General features: G+C 73.5%; 15 protein-coding genes and 1 pseudogene. 4 read left to right on the top strand and 12 right to left on the bottom strand.

The genetic code is table 11. The annotated features are described in order from the left end of the window. Nucleotides 1-80 precede the first annotated feature (80 nt). From infB to rimP, 4 genes and pseudogenes are all read right to left on the bottom strand, one after another. A pseudogene (gene infB, locus A2U95_RS04295) lies at nt 81-2494 on the bottom strand (translation initiation factor IF-2). Nucleotides 2495-2643: 149 nt separating this feature from the next. Further along, nucleotides 2644-2952: a YlxR family protein gene (locus tag A2U95_RS04300; protein ID WP_166020892.1), complete on the bottom strand. Its 309-nt coding sequence runs from the start codon at nt 2950-2952 to the stop codon at nt 2644-2646. Nucleotides 2953-3097: 145 nt separating this feature from the next. Beyond that, nucleotides 3098-4087, bottom strand: coding sequence for a transcription termination factor NusA (gene nusA / locus A2U95_RS04305; protein ID WP_166020893.1), 990 nt, complete (start codon nt 4085-4087; stop codon nt 3098-3100). A gap of 2 nt (nt 4088-4089) precedes the next feature. Then, on the bottom strand, nt 4090-4587 hold the full coding sequence (gene rimP, locus A2U95_RS04310) for a ribosome maturation factor RimP (RefSeq protein ID WP_166020894.1): 498 nt from the start codon (nt 4585-4587) through the stop codon (nt 4090-4092). Between the two features lie 310 nt (nt 4588-4897). On the opposite strand from rimP, the gene A2U95_RS04315 reads away from it, so the two are divergent. From A2U95_RS04315 to A2U95_RS04325, 3 genes are all read left to right on the top strand, one after another. Continuing rightward, on the top strand, nt 4898-5464 hold the full coding sequence (locus A2U95_RS04315; RefSeq protein WP_166020895.1) for a hypothetical protein: 567 nt from the start codon (nt 4898-4900) through the stop codon (nt 5462-5464). Nucleotides 5465-5491: 27 nt separating this feature from the next. Then, nucleotides 5492-5905 (top strand): ferritin-like domain-containing protein, encoded by a 414-nt coding sequence (locus tag A2U95_RS04320; RefSeq protein WP_166020896.1) that lies wholly within the window; start codon nt 5492-5494, stop codon nt 5903-5905. Nucleotides 5906-5979: 74 nt separating this feature from the next. Then, entirely contained in the window at nt 5980-6885 is a 906-nt protein-coding gene (locus A2U95_RS04325; RefSeq protein WP_166020897.1) for an aminoglycoside phosphotransferase family protein, read from the top strand. A gap of 138 nt (nt 6886-7023) precedes the next feature. Here A2U95_RS04325 and A2U95_RS04330 read toward each other — a convergent pair whose 3' ends face one another. From A2U95_RS04330 to A2U95_RS04360, 7 genes are all read right to left on the bottom strand, one after another. Then, on the bottom strand, nt 7024-8724 hold the full coding sequence (locus A2U95_RS04330) for a proline--tRNA ligase (RefSeq protein WP_166020898.1): 1701 nt from the start codon (nt 8722-8724) through the stop codon (nt 7024-7026). Nucleotides 8725-8819: 95 nt separating this feature from the next. Continuing rightward, a complete protein-coding gene (locus A2U95_RS04335) occupies nt 8820-9371 on the bottom strand; it encodes a GNAT family N-acetyltransferase (protein WP_166020899.1) in 552 nt (183 codons plus the stop codon). 133 nt (nt 9372-9504) lie between these two features. Continuing rightward, entirely contained in the window at nt 9505-10353 is an 849-nt protein-coding gene (locus A2U95_RS04340) for a GNAT family N-acetyltransferase (protein ID WP_166020900.1), read from the bottom strand. 128 nt (nt 10354-10481) lie between these two features. Next, nucleotides 10482-11639: a flavodoxin-dependent (E)-4-hydroxy-3-methylbut-2-enyl-diphosphate synthase gene (ispG, locus tag A2U95_RS04345; protein ID WP_166020901.1), complete on the bottom strand. Its 1158-nt coding sequence runs from the start codon at nt 11637-11639 to the stop codon at nt 10482-10484. 178 nt (nt 11640-11817) lie between these two features. After that, a complete protein-coding gene (locus A2U95_RS04350) occupies nt 11818-13113 on the bottom strand; it encodes a M50 family metallopeptidase (RefSeq protein ID WP_206282944.1) in 1296 nt (431 codons plus the stop codon). Nucleotides 13114-13121: 8 nt separating this feature from the next. Next, nucleotides 13122-14363 carry a 1-deoxy-D-xylulose-5-phosphate reductoisomerase gene (gene dxr, locus A2U95_RS04355; protein ID WP_166020903.1) on the bottom strand — a complete coding sequence of 414 codons (1242 nt, stop codon included), beginning with the start codon at nt 14361-14363 and terminating at the stop codon, nt 13122-13124. Between the two features lie 108 nt (nt 14364-14471). Then, complete coding sequence (locus A2U95_RS04360) at nt 14472-15914, bottom strand: aldehyde dehydrogenase family protein (protein ID WP_166020904.1); 1443 nt, start codon at nt 15912-15914, stop codon at nt 14472-14474. A gap of 200 nt (nt 15915-16114) precedes the next feature. Here A2U95_RS04360 and A2U95_RS04365 point away from each other — a divergent pair, with 200 nt between their 5' ends. Beyond that, on the top strand, nt 16115-18208 hold the full coding sequence (locus A2U95_RS04365; protein ID WP_240957418.1) for a type IV secretory system conjugative DNA transfer family protein: 2094 nt from the start codon (nt 16115-16117) through the stop codon (nt 18206-18208). A gap of 19 nt (nt 18209-18227) precedes the next feature. On the opposite strand, the gene A2U95_RS04370 is transcribed toward A2U95_RS04365, so the two are convergent. Beyond that, complete coding sequence (locus tag A2U95_RS04370) at nt 18228-19772, bottom strand: MFS transporter (RefSeq protein ID WP_420856960.1); 1545 nt, start codon at nt 19770-19772, stop codon at nt 18228-18230. Nucleotides 19773-19951: the final 179 nt, after the last annotated feature.

Here is a 19951-nt window from a genome sequence, read left to right on the forward strand (position 1 = left end):
CCCCCCCGGCGGGGGCCCGCGCCGACACGCCGGTGGCCGGCGGTACCGAGGTACCGCCGGCCACCGTGAGCCGTGCGTGCTTACGCGCGCGGCTTCTCGCGCATCTCGTACGTCGCGATGACGTCGTCGACCTTGATGTCGTTGAAGTTTCCGAGGTTGATACCACCCTCGTAGCCTTCGCGGATCTCGGTGACGTCGTCCTTGAAGCGACGCAGGCCCTCGATGTTGAGGTTCTCCGCGATGACCTTGCCGTCGCGGATGAGGCGGGCCTTGGTGTTCCGCCTGACCTCGCCGGAGCGGATGAGCACACCGGCGATGTTGCCGAGCTTGGACGAGCGGAAGACCTCGCGGATCTCCGCGGTGCCGAGCTCGACCTCCTCGTACTCCGGCTTGAGCATGCCCTTGAGGGCCGCCTCGATCTCCTCGATCGCCTGGTAGATGACCGAGTAGTACCGGACGTCCACGCCCTCGCGCTCGGCCATCTGCGCGGCACGCCCGGCGGCGCGCACGTTGAAGCCGATCACGATGGCGTCGGAGCCCATCGCCAGGTCGATGTCGGACTCCGTGACCGCACCGACGCCGCGGTGCAGGACGCGGATGTCGACCTCTTCGCCGACGTCCAGCTGGAGCAGCGAGGACTCGAGGGCCTCGACCGAACCGGAGGCGTCACCCTTGATGATCAGGTTCAGCTGCTGGATCTCGCCGGCCTTGAGCACCTTGTCCAGGTCCTCGAGGGAGACGCGGCGCGTGCGCTTGGCGAACGCGGCGTTCCGCTCGCGGGCGGCGCGCTTCTCCGCGATCTGACGGGCCGTACGGTCCTCGTCCACCACGATGAAGTTGTCGCCGGCACCCGGGACGTTGGTCAGACCCAGCACCTGCACCGGGGTGGACGGACCCGCCTCGGTGACGTTGGCGCCGCTGTCGTCGAGCATCGCCCGCACGCGGCCGTAGGCGTCGCCCACGACCATCGTGTCGCCCACGCGCAGCGTGCCGCGCTGGACCAGGACGGTGGCCACGGCGCCGCGGCCGCGGTCCAGACGGGACTCGATCGCGATGCCCTGCGCGTCCTGGTGCGGGTTGGCCCGCAGGTCGAGCGAGGCGTCGGCGGTCAGGACGACGGCCTCCAGCAGGCTGTCGATGTGCAGGCCCTGCTTGGCGGAGATGTCGACGAACATGGTGTCGCCGCCGTACTCCTCGGCCACCAGGCCGTACTCGGTCAGCTGACCGCGCACCTTGGTCGGGTCCGCGCCCTCGACGTCGATCTTGTTGACCGCGACCACGATCGGCACGTCGGCCGCCTTGGCGTGGTTCAGCGCCTCGACCGTCTGCGGCATGACGCCGTCGTTGGCCGCGACGACAAGGATCGCGATGTCGGTCGACCGGGCACCACGGGCACGCATGGCGGTGAACGCCTCGTGACCCGGGGTGTCGATGAAGGTGATCCGGCGCTCTTCGTCGTTGACCTCGGTCGCGACCTGGTAGGCACCGATGTGCTGGGTGATGCCGCCGGCCTCGCCCGCGATGACGTTGGTCTTGCGGATCGCGTCGAGCAGTCGGGTCTTTCCGTGGTCGACGTGACCCATGACGGTGACGACCGGCGGGCGGACCACCAGGTCCTCCTCGTCGCCCTCGTCCTCGCCCCACTCGAGGTCGAAGGACTCGAGCAGCTCGCGGTCCTCCTCCTCGGGGCTGACGACCTGGAGGTTGTAGTTCATCTCGTCGGCCAGGAGCTGCAGCGTCTCGTCGGAGACGGACTGCGTCGCGGTGACCATCTCGCCGAGGTTCAGCATGACCGCGACGAGCGACGCCGGGTTGGCGTTGATCTTCTCCGCGAAGTCGGTGAGCGACGCACCGCGCGACAGGCGAACGGTCTCGCCCTTGCCGCGGGGCAGCATCACGCCGCCGACCGACGGGGCCTGCATGGCCTCGTACTCCTGACGGCGCTGCCGCTTCGACTTGCGGCCACGACGCGCCGGACCGCCGGGACGGCCGAAGGCGCCCTGCGTGCCGCCACGGCCACCGGGGCCGCCGGGACGGCCGCCGAAGCCGGGACGACCGCCGAAGCCGCCGCCACCGCCGCCGGGACCGCCGCCGCCGGGACGGCCGGCGAAGCCGCCGCCGCCACCGGGACGGGCGCCGCCGGGGCGGGCCGGGGACCGGGGGTGGGGCGCGGACCGGGGGTCGGCGCGCCGCCCGCGGGCTTCTCCGCGGCGGGCCTGGGGGCGGCCGGCGGCTTCGGGGCAGCCGGACGTGCCGCCTGCGCCGGGGACGGCGCGGGGGCGGGCTTGGGGGCGGCCTTCTTCGCGCCGGGCTTCGGGGCGGCCTTGCCGCCGCCGCCCTGCTGGAAGGCGTCAGTCAGTTTGCGCACAACGGGGGCCTCGATCGTCGAGGACGCCGATCGGACGAATTCACCGAGTTCCTGGAGCTTGGCCACGACGACCTTGCTCTCCACTCCGAACTCCTTGGCGAGTTCGTATACCCGGACCTTAGCCACTTCGCTCCTTTGAGGTCCGGGTTGGAAGCCGGACCGTCGCTACTTCATGGGCGTACTCATCGCGTACTCATCGAGTGCTCATCGCAATCTCGACCTGCTTTCAGACTCGCGAGGTACCTGGGCCGCGCGGCTGCTCCGCGCGACGCTTCTTACGTTGCCGCCGAATCGGCGGCGGTCATCCGTTCGACCTGCCGGCGCAGCGCCGCCGTGTCGAACGCTCCCTGGACGCGGAACGCCCTGGGGAACGCCCTGCGGCGCACCGCCTGGTCGAGACAGACCACGGCGGGGTGCAGATAAGCACCCCGGCCCGGCAGCGTACCGCGACGATCGGGGACGCACTCGCCCTCGACCGCCACGATCCGCAGCAGCTCGTTCTTGGCCGCCCGCTCCCTGCACCCCACGCACGTGCGTTCAGGGCCGTATTCGGGGCGTGCATCGGTATGCGTCCGGCCAGACACAGCTAAGTCTACCTCCCCGTACCGACGCCTGCCCGAGCGGGCGGACGTCGCACGGTCGTCTCTGTCCTGATGTCAACCGTTGACACGGCTCAAACATTCCGCACCGCGGGTCCCACCGGATCTCCGGTCCGGCTCCGCGGCCGGGTCAGTCCTGGCCGTCCTGCTCGGTGTCCGGGCGGATGTCGATCCGCCAGCCGGTGAGGCGGGCGGCGAGGCGGGCGTTCTGCCCCTCCTTACCGATCGCCAGCGACAGCTGGTAGTCGGGCACGATCACCCGGGCGGAGCGCGCGGCGAGGTCGACGACCTCCACCTTGTTCACCCGGGCGGGGGACAGCGCGTTGGCGACCATCTCGGCCGGGTCGTCCGACCAGTCCACGATGTCGATCTTCTCGCCGTTGAGCTCGTTCATCACGTTGCGGACCCGCGCGCCCATCGGGCCGATGCAGGCGCCCTTGGGGTTCAGGCCGCTGCGCGTGGAACGCACGGCGATCTTGGTGCGGTGGCCGGCCTCGCGGGCGATCGCGCAGATCTCGACGCTGCCGTCGGCGATCTCCGGGACCTCCAGGGCGAACAGCTTCTTCACCAGGTTCGGGTGGGTGCGCGACAGCGTCACCGAGGGGCCGCGGACGCCGCGGGCCACCCGGACGACGTACGACCGCAGTCGCGTGCCGTGCTTGTAGTCCTCGCCGGGCACCTGCTCCTGCACCGGCAGGATGGCCTCCAGCTTGCCGATGTCGACCAGGACGTTCTTCGGGTCGCGGCCCTGCTGGACGACACCGGTGACGATGTCGCCCTCGCGCCCGGCGTACTCGCCGAGCGTCGCGTCGTCCTCGGCGTCGCGCAGCCGCTGCAGGATGACCTGCTTGGCGGTGGTCGCGGCGATCCGCCCGAAGTCGGACGGGGTGTGGTCGAACTCGCGGGGCTCCTGGCCCTCCTCGAGCTCGTCCGGGTCCTCCTTGGCCCACACGGTCACGTGACCGGTCTCCCGGTCGAGCACGACGCGCGCGCGGCGGCGGCTTCCCTCGGTCCGGTGGTAGGCGATGAGGAGGGCCGACTCGATCGCCTCGACCAGCAGGTCGAAGGAGATCTCCTTCTCCCGCACCAGACCCCGCAGGGCGCTCATGTCGATGTCCACGGCTACGCCTCCTCGTCATTCTTGTTCTTGCGGCCGAACTCGACCTGGACCTTCGCCTTGGCGACGTCCGGGAAGGCGAGCCTGCGTGTGGTGGCCTTGCGGCCCTTGACACCCGGGACCTCCAGATCGACGCCCTCGTCGTCGACGTCCAGGATCCGGGCGACCAGTTCCCCGCCCTCGGCGAGCTGGAACCTGACCAGCCGGCCGGTGGCGCGGACGTAGTGGCGGTGCTCCGTGAGGGCGCGCTCGGCACCGGGGGTGCCGACCTCGAGGGTGTACTCGCCCTCCCCCATCGCGTCCGTCTCGTCGAGCTTCGCCGAGAGCGCGCGGCTCACATCGGCGATCTGGTCGAGGTCGGCGCCGGTGTCGGAGTCGACGACGACGCGCAGCACCCGCTTGCGGCCGACGGCCTCCACCTCGATCTCCTCGAGGTCGAGCCCCTGCGAGGTGACGAGCGGTTCCAGCAGCTCTCGCAGCCTCTCGCTCTGGGTGGTGCTCATCCGGGTGACTCCTCGGCCGCGTGTGCTGTTGTGGGATGGATCGCGTGTCAGGTCAAAGGGTATCCGGTCGCGGGGGGTGTTGCCGTCCACCGGGTGTCCCGTCCGCCGTGGCGCGGCACCGGTCGTCCGCGCGGGCCCGGGGCGCAGGTACGGTGATCACACATTCGTCAGCCGGGAGTTGACGGCGTGACGGCTCGCCGGGCACCGCGGCCGGCGGTCGTTCCGTCCGTCCGCACCCCGCGCCGAACCCGCAGCTCCCACCGAACCGCCACCGCCCCAGGCCCCTGCCCTTCAGCCGAGGACGCCCGCCGTGTCATCGACCCCTTCACGCCCGCGTACCGGGCCGCGCCGCAGAACCCTGCTCGCCTCGGCGGCGGGAGCGGCCTCCGTGCTGCTCGCCGCCTGTTCCGCCGGCTCCCCCGGCCGGTCCGACGCCGCGCGCACCCCGACGGCCGACGAGCGGGCGCTGACCCGCGCCGCGACGGACAGCGCGGAGCTCGCGGCCGTGTACGACGCGGTGCTGACGGCCCATCCCGGGCTGGCGGCCAGGCTGACGCCGCTGCGGGACGCGGTGCTGCGGCACGCCGAGGCCTTCGGGGAACACGCCGGGGCGAAGGCCTCGCCGTCGTCCTCGCCGTCGCGGTCGTCCTCGCCGTCCGGCGTGCCGGCCGGGCAGCCCGCCGCGGCACCGTCGCCGTCGGGGCCCGCGGTGCCGGACGACGAGACGGAGGCGCTGGGGTCGCTGGCGGACGCCGAGCGGGAGCTGTCCGCGCGCCGCACCCGCGAGCTGTCCGGGCTCGGCGGCGGGACGGCCCGGCTGCTGGCCTCGGTCGCCGCGGCCGGGGCGGTCCACGCGTACCTGCTGAAGAACGGTTGACCGGTGGAGAGGTCGGGGAGGTCCGGGATGAGTCTGGAGGCCACGCAGGCGGCCCTGCGGGCGGAGCACGCGGCGGTCTACGGCTACGGCGTGGTCGGCGGCCGGATCGGCGACGACCGCCGGTCCGAGGCCCGCGAGGCGTTCGAGGCGCACCGGGCGCGCCGGGACGACCTGGTCCGGGCCGTGCGCGACCTGGGCGCGGACCCGGCGGCGGCGGAGGCGGCGTACGCGCTGCCGTTCGAGGTGCCGGACGGCGCGGCGGCGGTGCGGCTGGCGGCCGAGCTGGAGGACCGCCTGGCGGGCGTCTACGCCGACCTGGTGCGGGCCGGCGAGGGCGGGCGGCGCCGGGCGGCGGCCGACGCGCTGCGGGACGCGGCGATCCGGGCGGCCCGCTGGCGGGGCGGCGGCGTAGCCTTCCCTGGGCTCGCCGAAATGACGTGAAATGACGTGACCGCAGGGCGCCTCCGGGACACCCGGTGCCCGGGCTCGTCGTGAAGAAGGGGAACGACTCGCGCATGGCTTTCGAACCGCCGCCACGTCTGGTCCGGGCGCTGGCGGAGACGAACGGCGCCGGCGACTGGCTGCGCGGGCTGCCCGCCGCCCTGGACGACGCCGTGGCCGCGCTGGGCCTGAGCGTGGAGCGGGTGCAGGTGCCGGGCGGGCGGAGCTCGCTGGTGGTGCTGGTGCGGCGTTCCGACGGCTCCCCGGCCGTCCTCAAGCTGATCCCGCCGCGGTCGCGGCCGGCGAGCGAGCGGGCGGCGCTGGCGCACTGGCACGGGCTGGGCGCGGCGCAGCTGCTCGCACCGGAGTCGTCCGCCGGTGACGGCGTGCTGCTGCTGGAGCGGCTGAACCCCGACGTCTCGGTGCGGACGCTGCCGGAGGCGAAGGCGCTGCTGGAGGGCGCGGCGACGCTGCGGCGGCTGTGGGTCGAGCCGCCGGCCGGCCACGTCTTCGAGACGGTGGCGGAGCGGACGGGGCGGCAGGCCGAGGCGATGCGGGCGAGCGTGTCGGGCCCCGGCGACGAGGCGGCGGGCCTGGTGGACACCGCGCTCGGGCTGCGGACGGACCTCCTGGCGGATCCGCCGGAACGGCTGCTGCTGCACGGGACGTTCCGGCAGAGCAAGGTGCTCGGCGGGGAGCGGATGCCGTGGCTGGCGGTCGGCCCGGATCCGGTGGTCGGCGAGTGCGCGTTCGACCTGGCGCGGCTGGTGCGGGACCGGGTGGAGGACCTGATCGCGACGCCGTCGGGGGCGGCGACGACGCGGCGGCGGGTGAAGCGGCTCGCGGAGTCGCTGGAGGTGGACCGCGAGCGGCTGCGGGGGTGGACGGTCTTCCGCGCGGTCGAGTCGGGGGTGCGGGCGCGGCGGGTCGGCCGCGACCGCGACGCCGACTGGCTCCTGGAGTTCGCCACCTGGCTCTGACCCCGCCGCCCCGGCGGCACGGCCGCCCGCGGCGGCGAGGCGCGCGTTCACCCGTACCGCCCGCCGGGCGGCGGGAACCGGGCGGCCCCGCGCCCCGCGGCGTGGTGGGACGCCGGGGGCACGGGGCCGGGGAGGGGGTTACGCCGTGAGGCGGGCCACGGCCTCGGCGACGGGCAGCTCCTCGCGCTCGCCCGTGCGGCGGTCCTTGAGCTCGACGACGCCCTCGGCGGTGCGACGCCCCGCGACCAGGATCCACGGGACGCCGATCAGCTCGGCGTCGGTGAACTTCACGCCCGGCGAGACCCCGGCGCGGTCGTCCACCAGCACCCGCACGCCCTTCGCGGCCAGCTGCTCGGAGACCTCCAGCGCCAGCTCCGTCTGCGCGGCCTTGCCGGCGGCGACCACGTGCACGTCCGCCGGGGCGACCTCGGCGGGCCAGCACAGGCCCTTGTCGTCGGCCGTCTGCTCGGCCAGGGCCGCCACCGCGCGGGTCACGCCGACGCCGTAGGAGCCCATGGTCACCCGGACCGGCTTGCCGTTCTGGCCCAGTACGTCCAGCTTCATCGCGTCGGCGTACTTGCGGCCCAGCTGGAAGATGTGGCCGATCTCGATGGCGCGGTCCAGCTTGAGGCCGGTGCCGCAGTTCGGGCAGGGGTCGCCCTCCTGGACCACCACGACGTCCACGTACGCGTCGACCTCGAAGTCGCGGCCGGCGACCACGTTCCTGGCGTGGGTGTGCTCCTTGTTGGCGCCGGTGATCCAGGCGGTGCCGGGGGCGACCCGCGGGTCGGCGATGTAGGTGACCTTCTCCAGGCCCTGCGGGCCGACGTAACCGCGGACCAGGTCCTCCCGGCCGGTGAAGTCCTCGGCGGTGACCAGCTCGACGGCGGCCGGGGCGAAGTGCGCCTCGACCTTGTCCAGGTCGACCTCGCGGTCGCCCGGCACGCCCACCGCGACGATCTCCCCGTCGACCTTGACCAGCAGGTTCTTCAGGGTGGCGGAGGCGGGTACGCCCAGCGAGGCGGCCAGCGTCTCGATGGTGGGGGTGTCCGGGGTGGGGATCTCCTCCAGGGCGGGGACGGCGGAGCCGTCGACCGGCTTCAGCGCGTGGGAGACCGCCTCGGTGTTGGCGGCGAAGTCGCAGTGGGGGCAGTCGGCGAAGGTGTCCTCGCCGGCCTCGGCGGGGGCCAGGAACTCCTCCGACTTGGAGCCGCCCATGGCGCCGGCCGTGGCGGCGCAGATGCGGTAGTCGAGCCCCAGGCGGGTGAAGATCCGCTGGTACGCCTCGCGGTGCAGGGCGTAGGACCGCGCCAGTCCCTCGTCCTCGGTGTCGAAGGAGTAGGAGTCCTTCATGAGGAACTCGCGGCCGCGCAGCACCCCGGCCCGGGGACGGGCCTCGTCGCGGAACTTGTTCTGGATCTGGTAGAGGGTGACCGGCAGGTCCTTGTAGGAGGACACCTGGTCCTTCACCAGCAGCGTGAAGATCTCCTCGTGGGTGGGGCCGAGGAGGTAGTCGCCGCCCTTGCGGTCCTTGAGGCGGAACAGCTCCTGGCCGTACTCGTCCCAGCGGCCGGTGGCGTCGTAGGGCTCACGCGGCAGGAGGGCCGGGAGCAGCACCTCCTGGGCGCCGATGGCGTCCATCTCCTCGCGGACGATCCGCTCGACGTTGGAGAGGACCTTCATGCCGAGCGGCAGCCAGGACCAGACGCCGGCGGCGGTGCGGCGGACGTAACCGGCGCGGACGAGCAGCTTGTGGCTGAGGACCTCGGCGTCGGCCGGGTCGTCGCGCAGGGTCTTCGCCATCAACCGGGACATGCGCTGGACCTGGGCCATGTTCATTACTCCTGCTGCGTGAGGGTGATGGCCCCGAGGTTAGCCGGGCGGCGCGCGGCGGTGGAAATCGGTTTGCCCCCCGACGGGTGTTCGGAGCCCGGCTATCCGCGGCGCAGCGGCAGCGGCGCGCCCATCACGGCGTAGGGGACGGTGGCGCTGGGGAAGTGCACGCGGCGGGCCAGGTCGGTGTAGCCGAGGCTGCGGTAGAGGCGGCGGGCGGGGCTCTCGTGGTCGATGGCGGAGAGGATCGACCGGGGTTCGTCCGCGCCGTCGGTGATGGCGGTGATCAGCGCGCGTCCGATGCCCTGCTTCTGGTGGAGGGGGTGGACGTGCAGTTCGGTGATCACGAAGGAGTCGTCCAGCCAGGCGTCGTTGCCCAGCGCCCGCAGGTAGGGCTCGACCACGGTGGACCACCAGTGGGAGCGGTCGTTGGGCATCCCGTAGACGAATCCGGCGAGCCGTCCGTCGGGGGTGGCGGCGCCGAGGGCGCGGGCGCCGGGGAGGGTCATGTGGCGCTGGACGATCTCCCGGCGTACCGCGATCTCGTCCTCGCCGAGCCCGAACGCCTCGGCCTGCACGGCGAGCGCCTCGTCGACCCGCGCCGACAGGTCGAGGGGGGCGATGACCACGGGGCCGGAGGGGATGTGCGGCATGTCGGGAGAGTACCCGCTGACCGCCGGTCGTCATCCGCCGGATCCGGACCGCGCGCGCGACGGCCGGACCGCGGGCCGGAGCCGGGGGCGGACGGGGGACCGGACGGAGCGCGCGGACCGGGCGGGGAGCGCGTCAGAAGAGGACGCTCATGAAGGTCCCGGCCTCGCGGAAGCCCACGCGCCGGTAGGCGGCGCGTGCCGGGGTGTTGAAGTCGTTGACGTAGAGGCTGGCCACGGGTGCCACGTCGCGCAGCGCGTACCGCAGGACGGCGGCCATGCCGGGCGCAGCGTGACCCCGGCCGCGGTACTCGGGGGCGACCCAGACGCCCTGGATCTGGCAGGCCTGGGGGGTGGCGGCGCCGATCTCGGCCTTGAAGACGACCCTGCCCTCCTCGTCGACGCGGGCGAAGGAGCGCCCGGTGGCGACGAGTTCGGCGACCCGGGCCTGGTAGAGGAGTCCGCCGTCGCCGGCCAGCGGGGAGACGCCGACCTCCTCGGTGAACATGGCGACGCAGGCCGGGAGGATGGTCTCCATCTCGTCCTTGCGGATGCGCCGCACCAGCGGGTCGGGCTCCACGTCGTCCGGCATCCGGTCGGTGACCATCAGCGGCTGGCGGGGGCGGACGTCGCGGGCGGGACCCCAGTGGGGTTCCAGGAGCCGCCAGAGCGCGGCGGTCGGTTCGGCGGGGCCCACGATGGAGGAGCAGCGCCGTCCGGCCCGGCGCGCGCGGTCGGCGAAGGCCCGTACGGCGCGGGGGGTGGCGCAGATGGGGACCAGGTTGGCGCCCGCGTAGCAGAGCGAGGTGAGGACGCCGTCCTCGTACCAGCCCCACATCTCGCCGCCCAGGCGCCACGGGTCCAGCCCGGCGACCCGGACGCGCGCGGCCACGAAGGCGTTCGCGACCGGCTCGCGGTCGAGGACCGCGAGCGCCGCGTGCAGGTCGTCGGGTTCCAGAACCCTGGTGGTCGTCTGGGTCAACACGGGGAGGGCCTCGCCATATGATCTGCCGGTTTCCGCCACTGTATCGGCCTCCCGGCGGACCTGCCGCCAGGTCCTCACAGGGCCTCGGGTCCCTCCCTGGTGCCCCGTGGCGGGGCGGGGGAATCCGGTCAGCCGGCGACCGAGACGGAGGGCTCGCCGGAGACGACGCCGTCGGCCTCCATCTGCGCGGCCAGCTTCATGGCCTCCTCGATCAGGGTCTCCACGATCTTGGACTCGGGCACGGTCTTGATGACCTCGCCCTTGACGAAGATCTGGCCCTTGCCGTTGCCGGAGGCGACGCCGAGGTCGGCCTCGCGGGCCTCGCCCGGACCGTTCACCACGCAGCCCATGACGGCCACCCGGAGCGGGACGTCCATGCCGGTCAGGCCCGCGGTGACCTCCTCGGCCAGCTTGTAGACGTCCACCTGGGCCCGCCCGCAGGAGGGGCAGGAGACGATCTCCAGGGTCCGCTGACGGAGGTTCAGCGACTCGAGGATCTTGATGCCGACCTTGATCTCCTCGACCGGGGGCGCGGAGAGCGAGACCCGGATGGTGTCGCCGATGCCCTGCGAGAGCAGGGCGCCGAAGGCCACGGCGGACTTGATGGTGCCCTGGAAGGCCGGACCGGCCTCGGTGACCCCGAGGTGCAGCGGGTAGTCGCACTGCTCGGCGAGCTGGCGGTAGGCCTCGATCATCACGACCGGGTCGTTGTGCTTCACCGAGATCTTGATGTCGCGGAAGTCGTGCTCCTCGAAGAGCGACGCCTCCCACAGCGCCGACTCCACCAGGGCCTCGGGCGTCGCCTTGCCGTACTTCTGCAGCAGGCGGCGGTCGAGCGAGCCGGCGTTGACGCCGATGCGGATCGGCGTGCCGTGCTCCTTGGCGGCCTGCGCGATCTCCTTGACCTTGTCGTCGAACTGCTTGATGTTGCCGGGGTTGACCCGCACGGCCGCGCAGCCCGCCTCGATGGCGGCGAAGACGTACTTCGGCTGGAAGTGGATGTCCGCGATGACCGGGATCTGCGACTTGCGCGCGATCACCGGCAGCGCGTCGGCGTCGTCCTGGGTGGGGCAGGCCACGCGCACGATCTGGCAGCCGGAGGCCGTCAGCTCGGCGATCTGCTGCAGGGTCGCCCCGATGTCGGAGGTCCGGGTGGTCGTCATGGACTGCACCGAGACGGGAGCGTCACCGCCCACCGCCACCGTCCCGACCTGGATCTGCCGGCTCTTCCGGCGCTCGGCGACCTTGGTCGGAACGGACGGCATGCCGAGTGAAATCGCAGTCATCTGCTGTGCAACCCCATGGTCTGATCAAGCTCGAGGCGTATCAACGCGTCGAGGCCCCGGTTGGGCTCCGGGATCCGAGATTACGGCACCGCCCGCCGGCCCGGCACGTCCGCTCCGAGCAAATCCACACAACGGAGGACGTACGGGAGGAATGGACGGCGGGGCCGGCGGGCGGGGGTCAGGAGATGCGGACCGGGTTCACCACGTCCGCGATGCCCACCAGCAACGTGAAGCAGACGAACACCGCCGCCACCACGTAGGCGGCGGGCATCAGCTTGGCCACGTCGAACGGGCCGGGGTCCGGCCTCCTGAGGACCCGGGCGATGCCGCGCCGCACGGACTCCCAGAGCGCTCCCGCGATGTGCCCGCCGTCGAGCGGGAGCAGCGGAAGCATGTTGAAGACGAACAGCGACAGGTTGAAGCCGGCCACCAGGGAGACGAAGAACGCCACCTGCTGGCTCGGCGGGATGTCCAGGGTGAAGACCTCGCCGCCGACCCGGGCCGCGCCGATCACGCCCATCGGGGAGTCGTCCTCGCGCGGTCCGTCGCCGAAGGCGGCGTCCACCAGGGCGGGGACCTTGGAGGGCAGGGCGACCAGTCCGTCGACGGCGTCCTCCACCCGGTCGCCCATCCAGACGACCGACTCGCCGAAGTCCTGGCGGAAGACGCCGCTGGCGGGGCTGAAGCCCAGGAAGCCGGCCTCCACGTACTCGCCGCGGACCGGCATGCCCCGGTCGTCCTTCTTGGCCACCTTGTTGGTGGTGATGTCCGCGCGCAGGGTGAGCCGCTCGCCCTTGCGCTCCACCACGAGGGGGACGTCCTGCTCCCCGGCGCGGGTGCGGATGGCGTCGGAGAGGGCGTTCCACTCGGTGGTGGCCACGCCGTCCACCGAGAGGATCCTGTCACCGGCGCGCAGGCCCGCCGCCGCCGCGGGAGCCGCGGGGTCCCCCGCCCGGCAGTCGTCGCGGTTCTCGCCGGCCGCGATCACGCACTTCTGCACCGAGCTGACGACGTTGGTCTCCTCGCGGATGCCGAACCCCATCAGGTAGACGAAGAACAGCGCGACCGCGAGGACCAGGTTCATGAACGGCCCGGCGAACATCACGATCACGCGCTTCCACGGCTTGCGCGTGTAGAACATCCGGGTCTCGTCGCCCGGCCGGATCTCCTCGTAGGCCGCCGAGCGCGCGTCCTCGACCATGCCCCGCCAGGGCGAGGTGGACCGGGCCTCGACCCGGCCGTCCTCGCCGGGCGGGAACATGCCGATCATGCGGATGTAGCCGCCGAGCGGGATCGCCTTGATCCCGTACTCGGTCTCGCCCTTCCTCCGCGACCAGATCGTCGGTCCGAAGCCGACCATGTACTGGGGCACGCGGATGCCGAAGAGCTTCGCCGTCGACAGGTGGCCCAGTTCGTGCCAGGCGATCGAGATCAGCAGGCCCACGAAGAAGATGACCATGCCGAGCACGAACATCAAGGTGGTCATCCACGCGCCTCCGCGCTCGTCAGTTCACGTGCCCGGGCCCGTGCCCAGGTCTCCGCCTCGAGGACGTCGGACAGGGTGAGGGAGGTTCCCGCCCGCGGCGTGCCGTGCTCCTCGACCACCCGGACGACGGTGTCCATGATGGCGGGGAACGGCAGCCGGCCGGCCAGGAACGCCTCGACGCACTCCTCGTTGGCGGCATTGAACACGGCCGGGGCCGTCCCCGCGAGTTCGCCGACGTGCCGGGCCAGGTTCACGGCCGGGAAGGCCTCGTCGTCCAGGGGGAAGAACTCCCAGGTGGAGGCCTGGGACCAGTCGAAGGCGGGGGCGGCGTCCGGGACGCGCTCCGGCCAGCCGATGCCGACGGCGATCGGCCCGCGCATGTCCGGCGGGGTGGCCTGGGCCAGCGTCGAACCGTCGGTGAACTCGACCATGGAGTGCACGTAGGACTGGGGGTGGACGACGACCTCGATGCGGTCGAAGGGGATGTCGTAGAGCAGGTGCGCCTCGATCACCTCCAGGCCCTTGTTGACCAGGGTGGCGGAGTTCACGGTGATCACCGGGCCCATCGCCCAGGTGGGGTGCGCCAGCGCGTCCTGCACGGTGACGTCGGCCAGCTCCGCCCTGGTCCGCCCGCGGAAGGGGCCGCCGGAGGCGGTCACCACCAGCTTGCGGACGTCGGCGCGGGTACCGGCGGCCAGCGCCTGGAAGAGCGCGGCGTGCTCGGAGTCGACCGGGATGATCTGCCCCGGCTTGGCGACCGCCTTGACCAGCGGGCCGCCCACGATCAGCGACTCCTTGTTGGCCAGCGCCAGTGTCCGCCCCGCCTCCAGGGCGGCCAGGGTGGGGGCCAGGCCGATCGAGCCGGTGATGCCGTTGAGGACCGTGTGGCAGCGCGACGCCGCGACCTCGGTGGCGGCGTCCGGCCCCGCCAGGATCTCCGGCAGCGGCTCGGCGCCGTACCGCTCGGCCAGCGCCTCGCGCAGCTGCGCCGCCTTGTCCGCCCGGGCCACCGCCACGGTCCGCACCCGCAGCCGGTGCGCCTGCTCGGCGAGCAGTTCGACCCGTCCGCCGGCGGCGGACAGCGCGGTCACCCGGAAGCGGTCCGGGTTGCGGAGCACGAGGTCGATGGCCTGGGTGCCGATCGACCCGGTGGACCCGAGGATCACCACGTCCCTCGGCCCGTCGGACGGGTCGAAGACGAGGTGCGGATCGGCGAGCGGGGCTGGACTGTCAGTCATCCCCCCATTGTGGCCCCCGGCGGCCCCCGCCGGAGTCCGCACCGGTGTGATTCGGGCGAACTCCGGCGGACGGCCCGGGAGCCGGGCCGGCGGGCGGCCGGGCCGGCGTCAGAGGGCCAGGCCGGTCAGGACCATGACGCGCTCGTAGGTGTAGTCCTCCATGGCGTAGCGGACGCCCTCGCGGCCGACGCCGGACTGCTTGGCGCCGCCGTACGGCATCTGGTCGGCGCGGTAGGACGGCACGTCGCCGATGATCACACCGCCCACCTCCAGGGCGCGGTGGGCGCGGAACGCCGTCTGCAGGTCGTGCGTGAAGACGCCCGCCTGGAGGCCGTAGGGCGAGTCGTTGACGGCGGCGAAGGCCGCCTCCTCGCCCTCGGTCCGCTGCATGGTCAGCACCGGGCCGAAGACCTCCTCGCAGGAGAGCGTGACGCCCTCGGGCACGCCGGCCAGGACGGTCGGCGCGTAGGTGGCGCCGTCCCGGGTGCCGCCGGTGAGCAGTTCGGCGCCGGCCTTCACGGCCTCGTCGACCCATGCCTCGACGCGCTTGGCGGCGTTCTCGTCGACCAGCGGGCCCACGTCGGTGGCGTCGTCGGCCGGGTCGCCGGTGACCTGCGCCCGGACCTTCTCCACGATCATCGGGACCAGGCGGTCGTACACGGCCGCGTCGGCGACGACCCGCTGCACCGAGATGCAGGACTGGCCGCCCTGGTAGTTGGAGAAGGTGGCGATCCGGGTGGCGGCCCACTCGAGGTCCTGCTCGCTCGCCCAGTCCGGGAGGACCACGGCGGCGGCGTTGCCGCCGAGCTCCAGGGTGCAGTGCTTGCGGGGCACGCTGTCGCGGATGGACCAGCCGACCGGGCCGGAGCCGGTGAAGGAGATGACCGGCAGGCGCTCGTCCCGCACCAGCGCGGGCATCCGGTCGTTGGGCACGGTCAGCACCGACCAGGAGCCGGCCGGCAGGTCGGTCTCGGCCAGGATCTCGCCGAGCACCAGGGAGGAGATCGGGGTGGCCGGGGCGGGCTTGAGGATGATCGGCGCGCCGACCGCGATGGCCGGGGCCACCTTGTGGGCGCTCAGGTTGAGCGGGAAGTTGAACGGCGCGATGCCCAGCACGGCGCCGCGCGGGACGCGGCGGGTCAGGGCGAGACGGCCGGTGCCGCCCTGATCGGTGTCGAGCCGCTGCGCCTCGCCCGCGTTCCAGCGGCGGGCCTCCTCGGCGGCGAGCCGGAACACGGAGATCGCCCGGCCGACCTCGCCGCGGGCCCACTTGACCGGCTTGCCGTTCTCGGCGGAGATCAGCTGCGCGATCTCCTCGGTGCGCTCGGTGAGGCGGCGCGCCACGTGGTCGAGGGCGGCGGCGCGGACGTGCGCCGGGGTGGCGGCGAACTCGTCCCGCACGGCGTGGGCGGCGGCGACGGCCTCCTCCACCTGGGCCTCGGTGGGGACGCTGACGGTGCCGACGGTCCGGCCGTCGTAAGGATTGGTGACGTCGAACGTCTCGTCGCCGGTGGCCTCGCGGCCGGCGACCCAGAAGGCGTGGGTGGTCATGCGTCCACGTTAGGCCGGACGGGGACGGGGCCGACCTGGCCACCGTGGAGCGGCAGCGCGCGCCTTTGCTCCAGACAGGCGCACGGCCCGCCGTTCCGGGCCGAGGCGGGCACTGCGCGCACGAGGACCCTCCGGCGGGCCCGTGCCCACTAGATTGAGGCACGGTACACGTGACGTCACGCAGCGCACCTGGGGGCCCGATGGACATCGACGGCAAGCCGGACAACCGTCCCGTTCACCCGCCACGCCCGCGCCACGCCCCCGCCGTGGAGGCCGCGCCGCCGGGCGCCGCGTTCCTGTCCTGGCTGCGCACCCCGCGTCCGGAGGCCGCCCCGGGCATCTGGCGGTTCGGGCACCGCCCGCGGCCGGACGAGGAGCCGGAGGTCACCCCGGCCCGGCAGCTGGTGACCGGGGCGGTGATCTCGTTCCTGGTGGGCTGGCTGGTCTGGTCGCTGCTGTGGAACGGCTACCTGGGCGGCTGGTGGCTGCTGCCGCTGTGGGCGATGGTCCCCGACTCCTGGGCCGAGCCGCACTCCGTCGGCGCGGTGGTCGCCGTGTACGCCTACTACGCGCTGGTCGGCGGGATCATCCTGCTCGCGGTGGCCCGGCTGGGCCGCTGGGCGGAACTGTGGCGGAGGTTCGGGCCGCCCGCCTGGGCGGCCCGCCGGCCGGCCGAGGCCGCCGCCCCCCGGCCGGCCGGCGAGGACCCCGCGCACTGGCCCGAACTGCGGGCCTCCGGGTCCGTGGAGGCCGTGGCCGCCGCGGACCGGCTCGCGGCGGACGCGCGGGCCGGGCTGATGCGGGACGTCGACCACGCGCGGCTCACCCGCGCCTGGCAGGGCGTGCGCGCCGGGCTGCTGTCGCCGGGGGCCTTCGCCGAGGCGGTGCTGAGGGACGGCGCGGCGGCCTGCCCGCACCCGTCCGGCACCCGTGACCTGCCGGTCCGCACCGCCCGGCACGACCTGCTGACCGGGCAGGTGCGGGTGGGCACCGCCGCCGACGATCCGCGCAACCCCTACGCCTACCGGGACGCGGGAGTGGCGCTCGCCCCCGACCTGCTGGCCACCTCGCTGGTGGCGGTGGGTCCGGCCGGGTCGGGCAAGACCTCCGCGCTGGTCCGCCCGCTGGCCGAGTCGCTCACCCTGCACGCCCTGGCGGGCCGCGCCGCCGTCGTGGTGGTCGGCACGGACGGGGCCGGGCTGGGGCCCGCCGACGCCTACGACGTGGTGATCCGCGTCGGCGACCCCGACTCCCCCCACGACCTGGACCTGTACGGCGGGACCACCGACCCCGACGAGGCCGCCGCGATGCTCGCCGAGGCGCTGGCCGGGGACGTCGCCGATCCGCAGGCCCCCGCGGAGGGCGGCCGGCGGCCGGCCACCGTGCTGGCCCAGCTCCTCGGGCCGTTCCGCGCCGTCCACGACCGGTTCCCGTCGGTGCCGGAGCTGCGGGCGCTGCTGGACGGCGACCCGGAGCCGCTGGCGGCGCTGCGCGAGGCGCTGGTGCGGGACCCGGCGCACGCCTCCCTGGTGCGCGAGCTCGACGCCCGGCAGCGGCAGTCGGGGCGTCACGGGGACGCGGCGCCGCTGCTCGCCGACCGGATCGCGCTGCTGGACCGGCCCGCCTTCTCCACCTTCTTCGACACGACCGGCCGGACCCGCCCGTTCCCGCTGCGGGCCCTGGACCACCCCGTGCGGGTCCGCCTCGACCTGCCGCGCCACGGGCACTCCGAGGCGGCGCGGATCCTGGCGCGGCTGGTGCTCGCCCAGTTCTCGGCGAGCGTGGCCGTACGGCAGGACCGGTCGCTCTTCGCCTGCCTGGTGCTCGACGAGGCGGCGGGCGTGGTCACCCCCGAGGCGGTGCGGGCCGTGCAGCGGCTGCGGTCGGTGAACGCGGGCGTGGTGCTGACGCTGCGCACGCTGGACGACGTGCCGCGGGCGCTGCGGGGGCCGCTGCTGGGGTCGGTGGGGTGCAGGGTCGCGCTGGCCGGCCTCACCCCGTGGGACGGGCAGGACTTCGCCGAGGTCTGGGGCAAGGAGTGGACCGAGGCGCGGGACGTCACCGACCGGCAGATCGTCGCCGAGACGCCGGCGGGCAAGGCGCTGCACGCGCTGCGGCGGGTGATCACGGGGCACGCGCCGACCGCGCGGGCGGTGACGGTGCGGCAGGTCGAGCGCGAGCGGTGGTCCGCGTCCGACCTCGCCCACGGCGTTCCGCCGGGTCACGCGGTGCTCTCCCTCACGACCGCCGCGGGCGAGCACGCCCCGCCCCTGCTGACCGACCTCCGGGCCTGACGGCCGGGGCCGGCCCCTCTCACGGGGACGGCGCCCGGCCCTGGAACCTCCGCAGGTCCTCGGCGCGCGTCTGGATCACGAGCACCGCGATCAGGGCCGCCAGCGCCGCCATGAGGGAGGCGGCGACGAACGCCGAGGTGATGCCGGCGGCGAGCACCTGTTCCCGCAGCTGGGGCGGCAACGCGCCGGTCCGCCCGAACCGTCGCCGTTCCTCCGGCGTGGCGCGGGCGAGGAACGCGCGCACGAGGTCCTGCGCCTTGTGGCGGCTGCTGGTGCTGAAGACCGTCACGAGGATGGACAGGCCGAGGGACCCTCCGACCTGTTGGGTCGCGTTGAGCACCCCGGACGCGGCGCCGGACTCCTTCTCGGCCACGTTGGAGACCGCCATCAGCGTGAGGGAGACGAACTCGAATCCCATGCCGAAGCCGAACACGAGCATCGGTCCGAGGATGCCGCCGGTGTAGCTGCTGGTGACCTCGAGCCGGGACAGCCATCCCAGGCCGGCCGCGGCGAGGACGGCCCCGGACACCATCACGGCCTTGGGCCCGGTCCTCGGCAGCAGCTGGGAGGCCACCGCGGCGCTGACGGCGATGACGGCGCTCACCGGCAGGAAGGCCAGGCCCGCCTCGAGCGGGCTGAAGCCCATGACGTCCTGCACGAAGAGGGTCAGGAAGAAGAACATGCCGAACATCGCCGCCGCGAGGCAGAGCATGATCGCGAAGGTGCCGGACCGGTTGCGGTCGCGGAACAGCTCCAGCGGCGTGATCGGCTGCCGTGACCTGCGCTCGACGAGGAGGAAGGCCCCCAGCAGGACGACCGCGGCGACGAAGGCGGTGACGGTGAGGGGGTCGGACCACCTCTTCTCCCCGGCACGGATGAACCCGTACACCAGCGCGACCATGCCGAGCGTGGAGGTGCAGGCACCGCCCACGTCGAACCGTCCCGGCCGGCGCTCCGACTCCCCGATGGAGCGCGTGGTGGCGAGGACGATGAGGAGGCCGATCGGGACGTTGACGAAGAAGATCCAGCGCCAGGTCAGCCATTCGACGAGCATCCCTCCCGCCAGCAGTCCGATCGCGCCGCCCCCCGCGGACACCCCCGCGAACACGGCGAACGCCCGGTTGCGCTCCCGTCCTTCCGCGAAGATGGTGGCGATGAGCGCCAGTGCCGTCGGTGAGGCGATGGCGCCGCCCATGCCCTGCAGGGCACGGGCGGCCAGAAGCTGCCAGGGCTCCTGCGCGAGGCCGCACAGCAGCGATGCGAGGGTGAAGAGCGACACGCCGTACAGGAACACGCGCCGACGGCCGAGGATGTCACCCGACCGGCCGCCCAGCAGGAGCAGCCCGCCGAAGGTGAGGGTGTAGGCGTTGATCACCCAGGAGAGGTTCGCCGTGGTGAAGTCGAGGGCCGACTGGATGTGCGGCAGCGCGATGTTGACGATGGTGATGTCCAGCACCACCATCAGCTGAAGCGAGGCGATCACCAGGAGCGCGACGAGCTTGCCGCCGTTCCCCGGCGCCGCCCCGCCGGTACCCGTCCCCTGCTTGCGCGAGCTCGGCTGCACGGTCAGCTCCCTCCGCGGCCGGCACCGGCCGAAGGCCGGTCCGCGCAGGTCGGCGGCCTCGTCGTCAGAGGCGAAGGCGGGCTCTCCATGGGGCCGACCCTACGGCCGGCCCTTCGCCCGGGCGACCGGAGCGGACCGTCCGGCGTACGTGCGCCCCGACGCCGCACCCGCCCGGCCCG

The sequence above is a fragment of the Streptomyces chilikensis genome, from assembly GCF_001642695.1.
GTDB classification, from domain to species: domain Bacteria; phylum Actinomycetota; class Actinomycetes; order Streptomycetales; family Streptomycetaceae; genus Streptomyces; species Streptomyces chilikensis.

Bases quoted from the DNA above. Each gene is read 5' to 3' on its own strand.
- rimP (WP_166020894.1), bottom strand. From the start codon at position 4,587: ATGAGCACCACCCAGAGCGAGAGGCTGCGAGAGCTGCTGGAACCGCTC.
- A2U95_RS04320 (WP_166020896.1), top strand. From the start codon at position 5,492: ATGAGTCTGGAGGCCACGCAGGCGGCCCTGCGGGCGGAGCACGCGGCG.
- A2U95_RS04325 (WP_166020897.1), top strand. From the start codon at position 5,980: ATGGCTTTCGAACCGCCGCCACGTCTGGTCCGGGCGCTGGCGGAGACG.
- A2U95_RS04330 (WP_166020898.1), bottom strand. From the start codon at position 8,724: ATGAACATGGCCCAGGTCCAGCGCATGTCCCGGTTGATGGCGAAGACC.
- A2U95_RS04335 (WP_166020899.1), bottom strand. From the start codon at position 9,371: ATGCCGCACATCCCCTCCGGCCCCGTGGTCATCGCCCCCCTCGACCTG.
- ispG (WP_166020901.1), bottom strand. From the start codon at position 11,639: ATGACTGCGATTTCACTCGGCATGCCGTCCGTTCCGACCAAGGTCGCC.
- A2U95_RS04350 (WP_206282944.1), bottom strand. From the start codon at position 13,113: ATGTTCGTGCTCGGCATGGTCATCTTCTTCGTGGGCCTGCTGATCTCG.
- dxr (WP_166020903.1), bottom strand. From the start codon at position 14,363: ATGACTGACAGTCCAGCCCCGCTCGCCGATCCGCACCTCGTCTTCGAC.
- A2U95_RS04360 (WP_166020904.1), bottom strand. From the start codon at position 15,914: ATGACCACCCACGCCTTCTGGGTCGCCGGCCGCGAGGCCACCGGCGAC.
- A2U95_RS04365 (WP_240957418.1), top strand. From the start codon at position 16,115: ATGGACATCGACGGCAAGCCGGACAACCGTCCCGTTCACCCGCCACGC.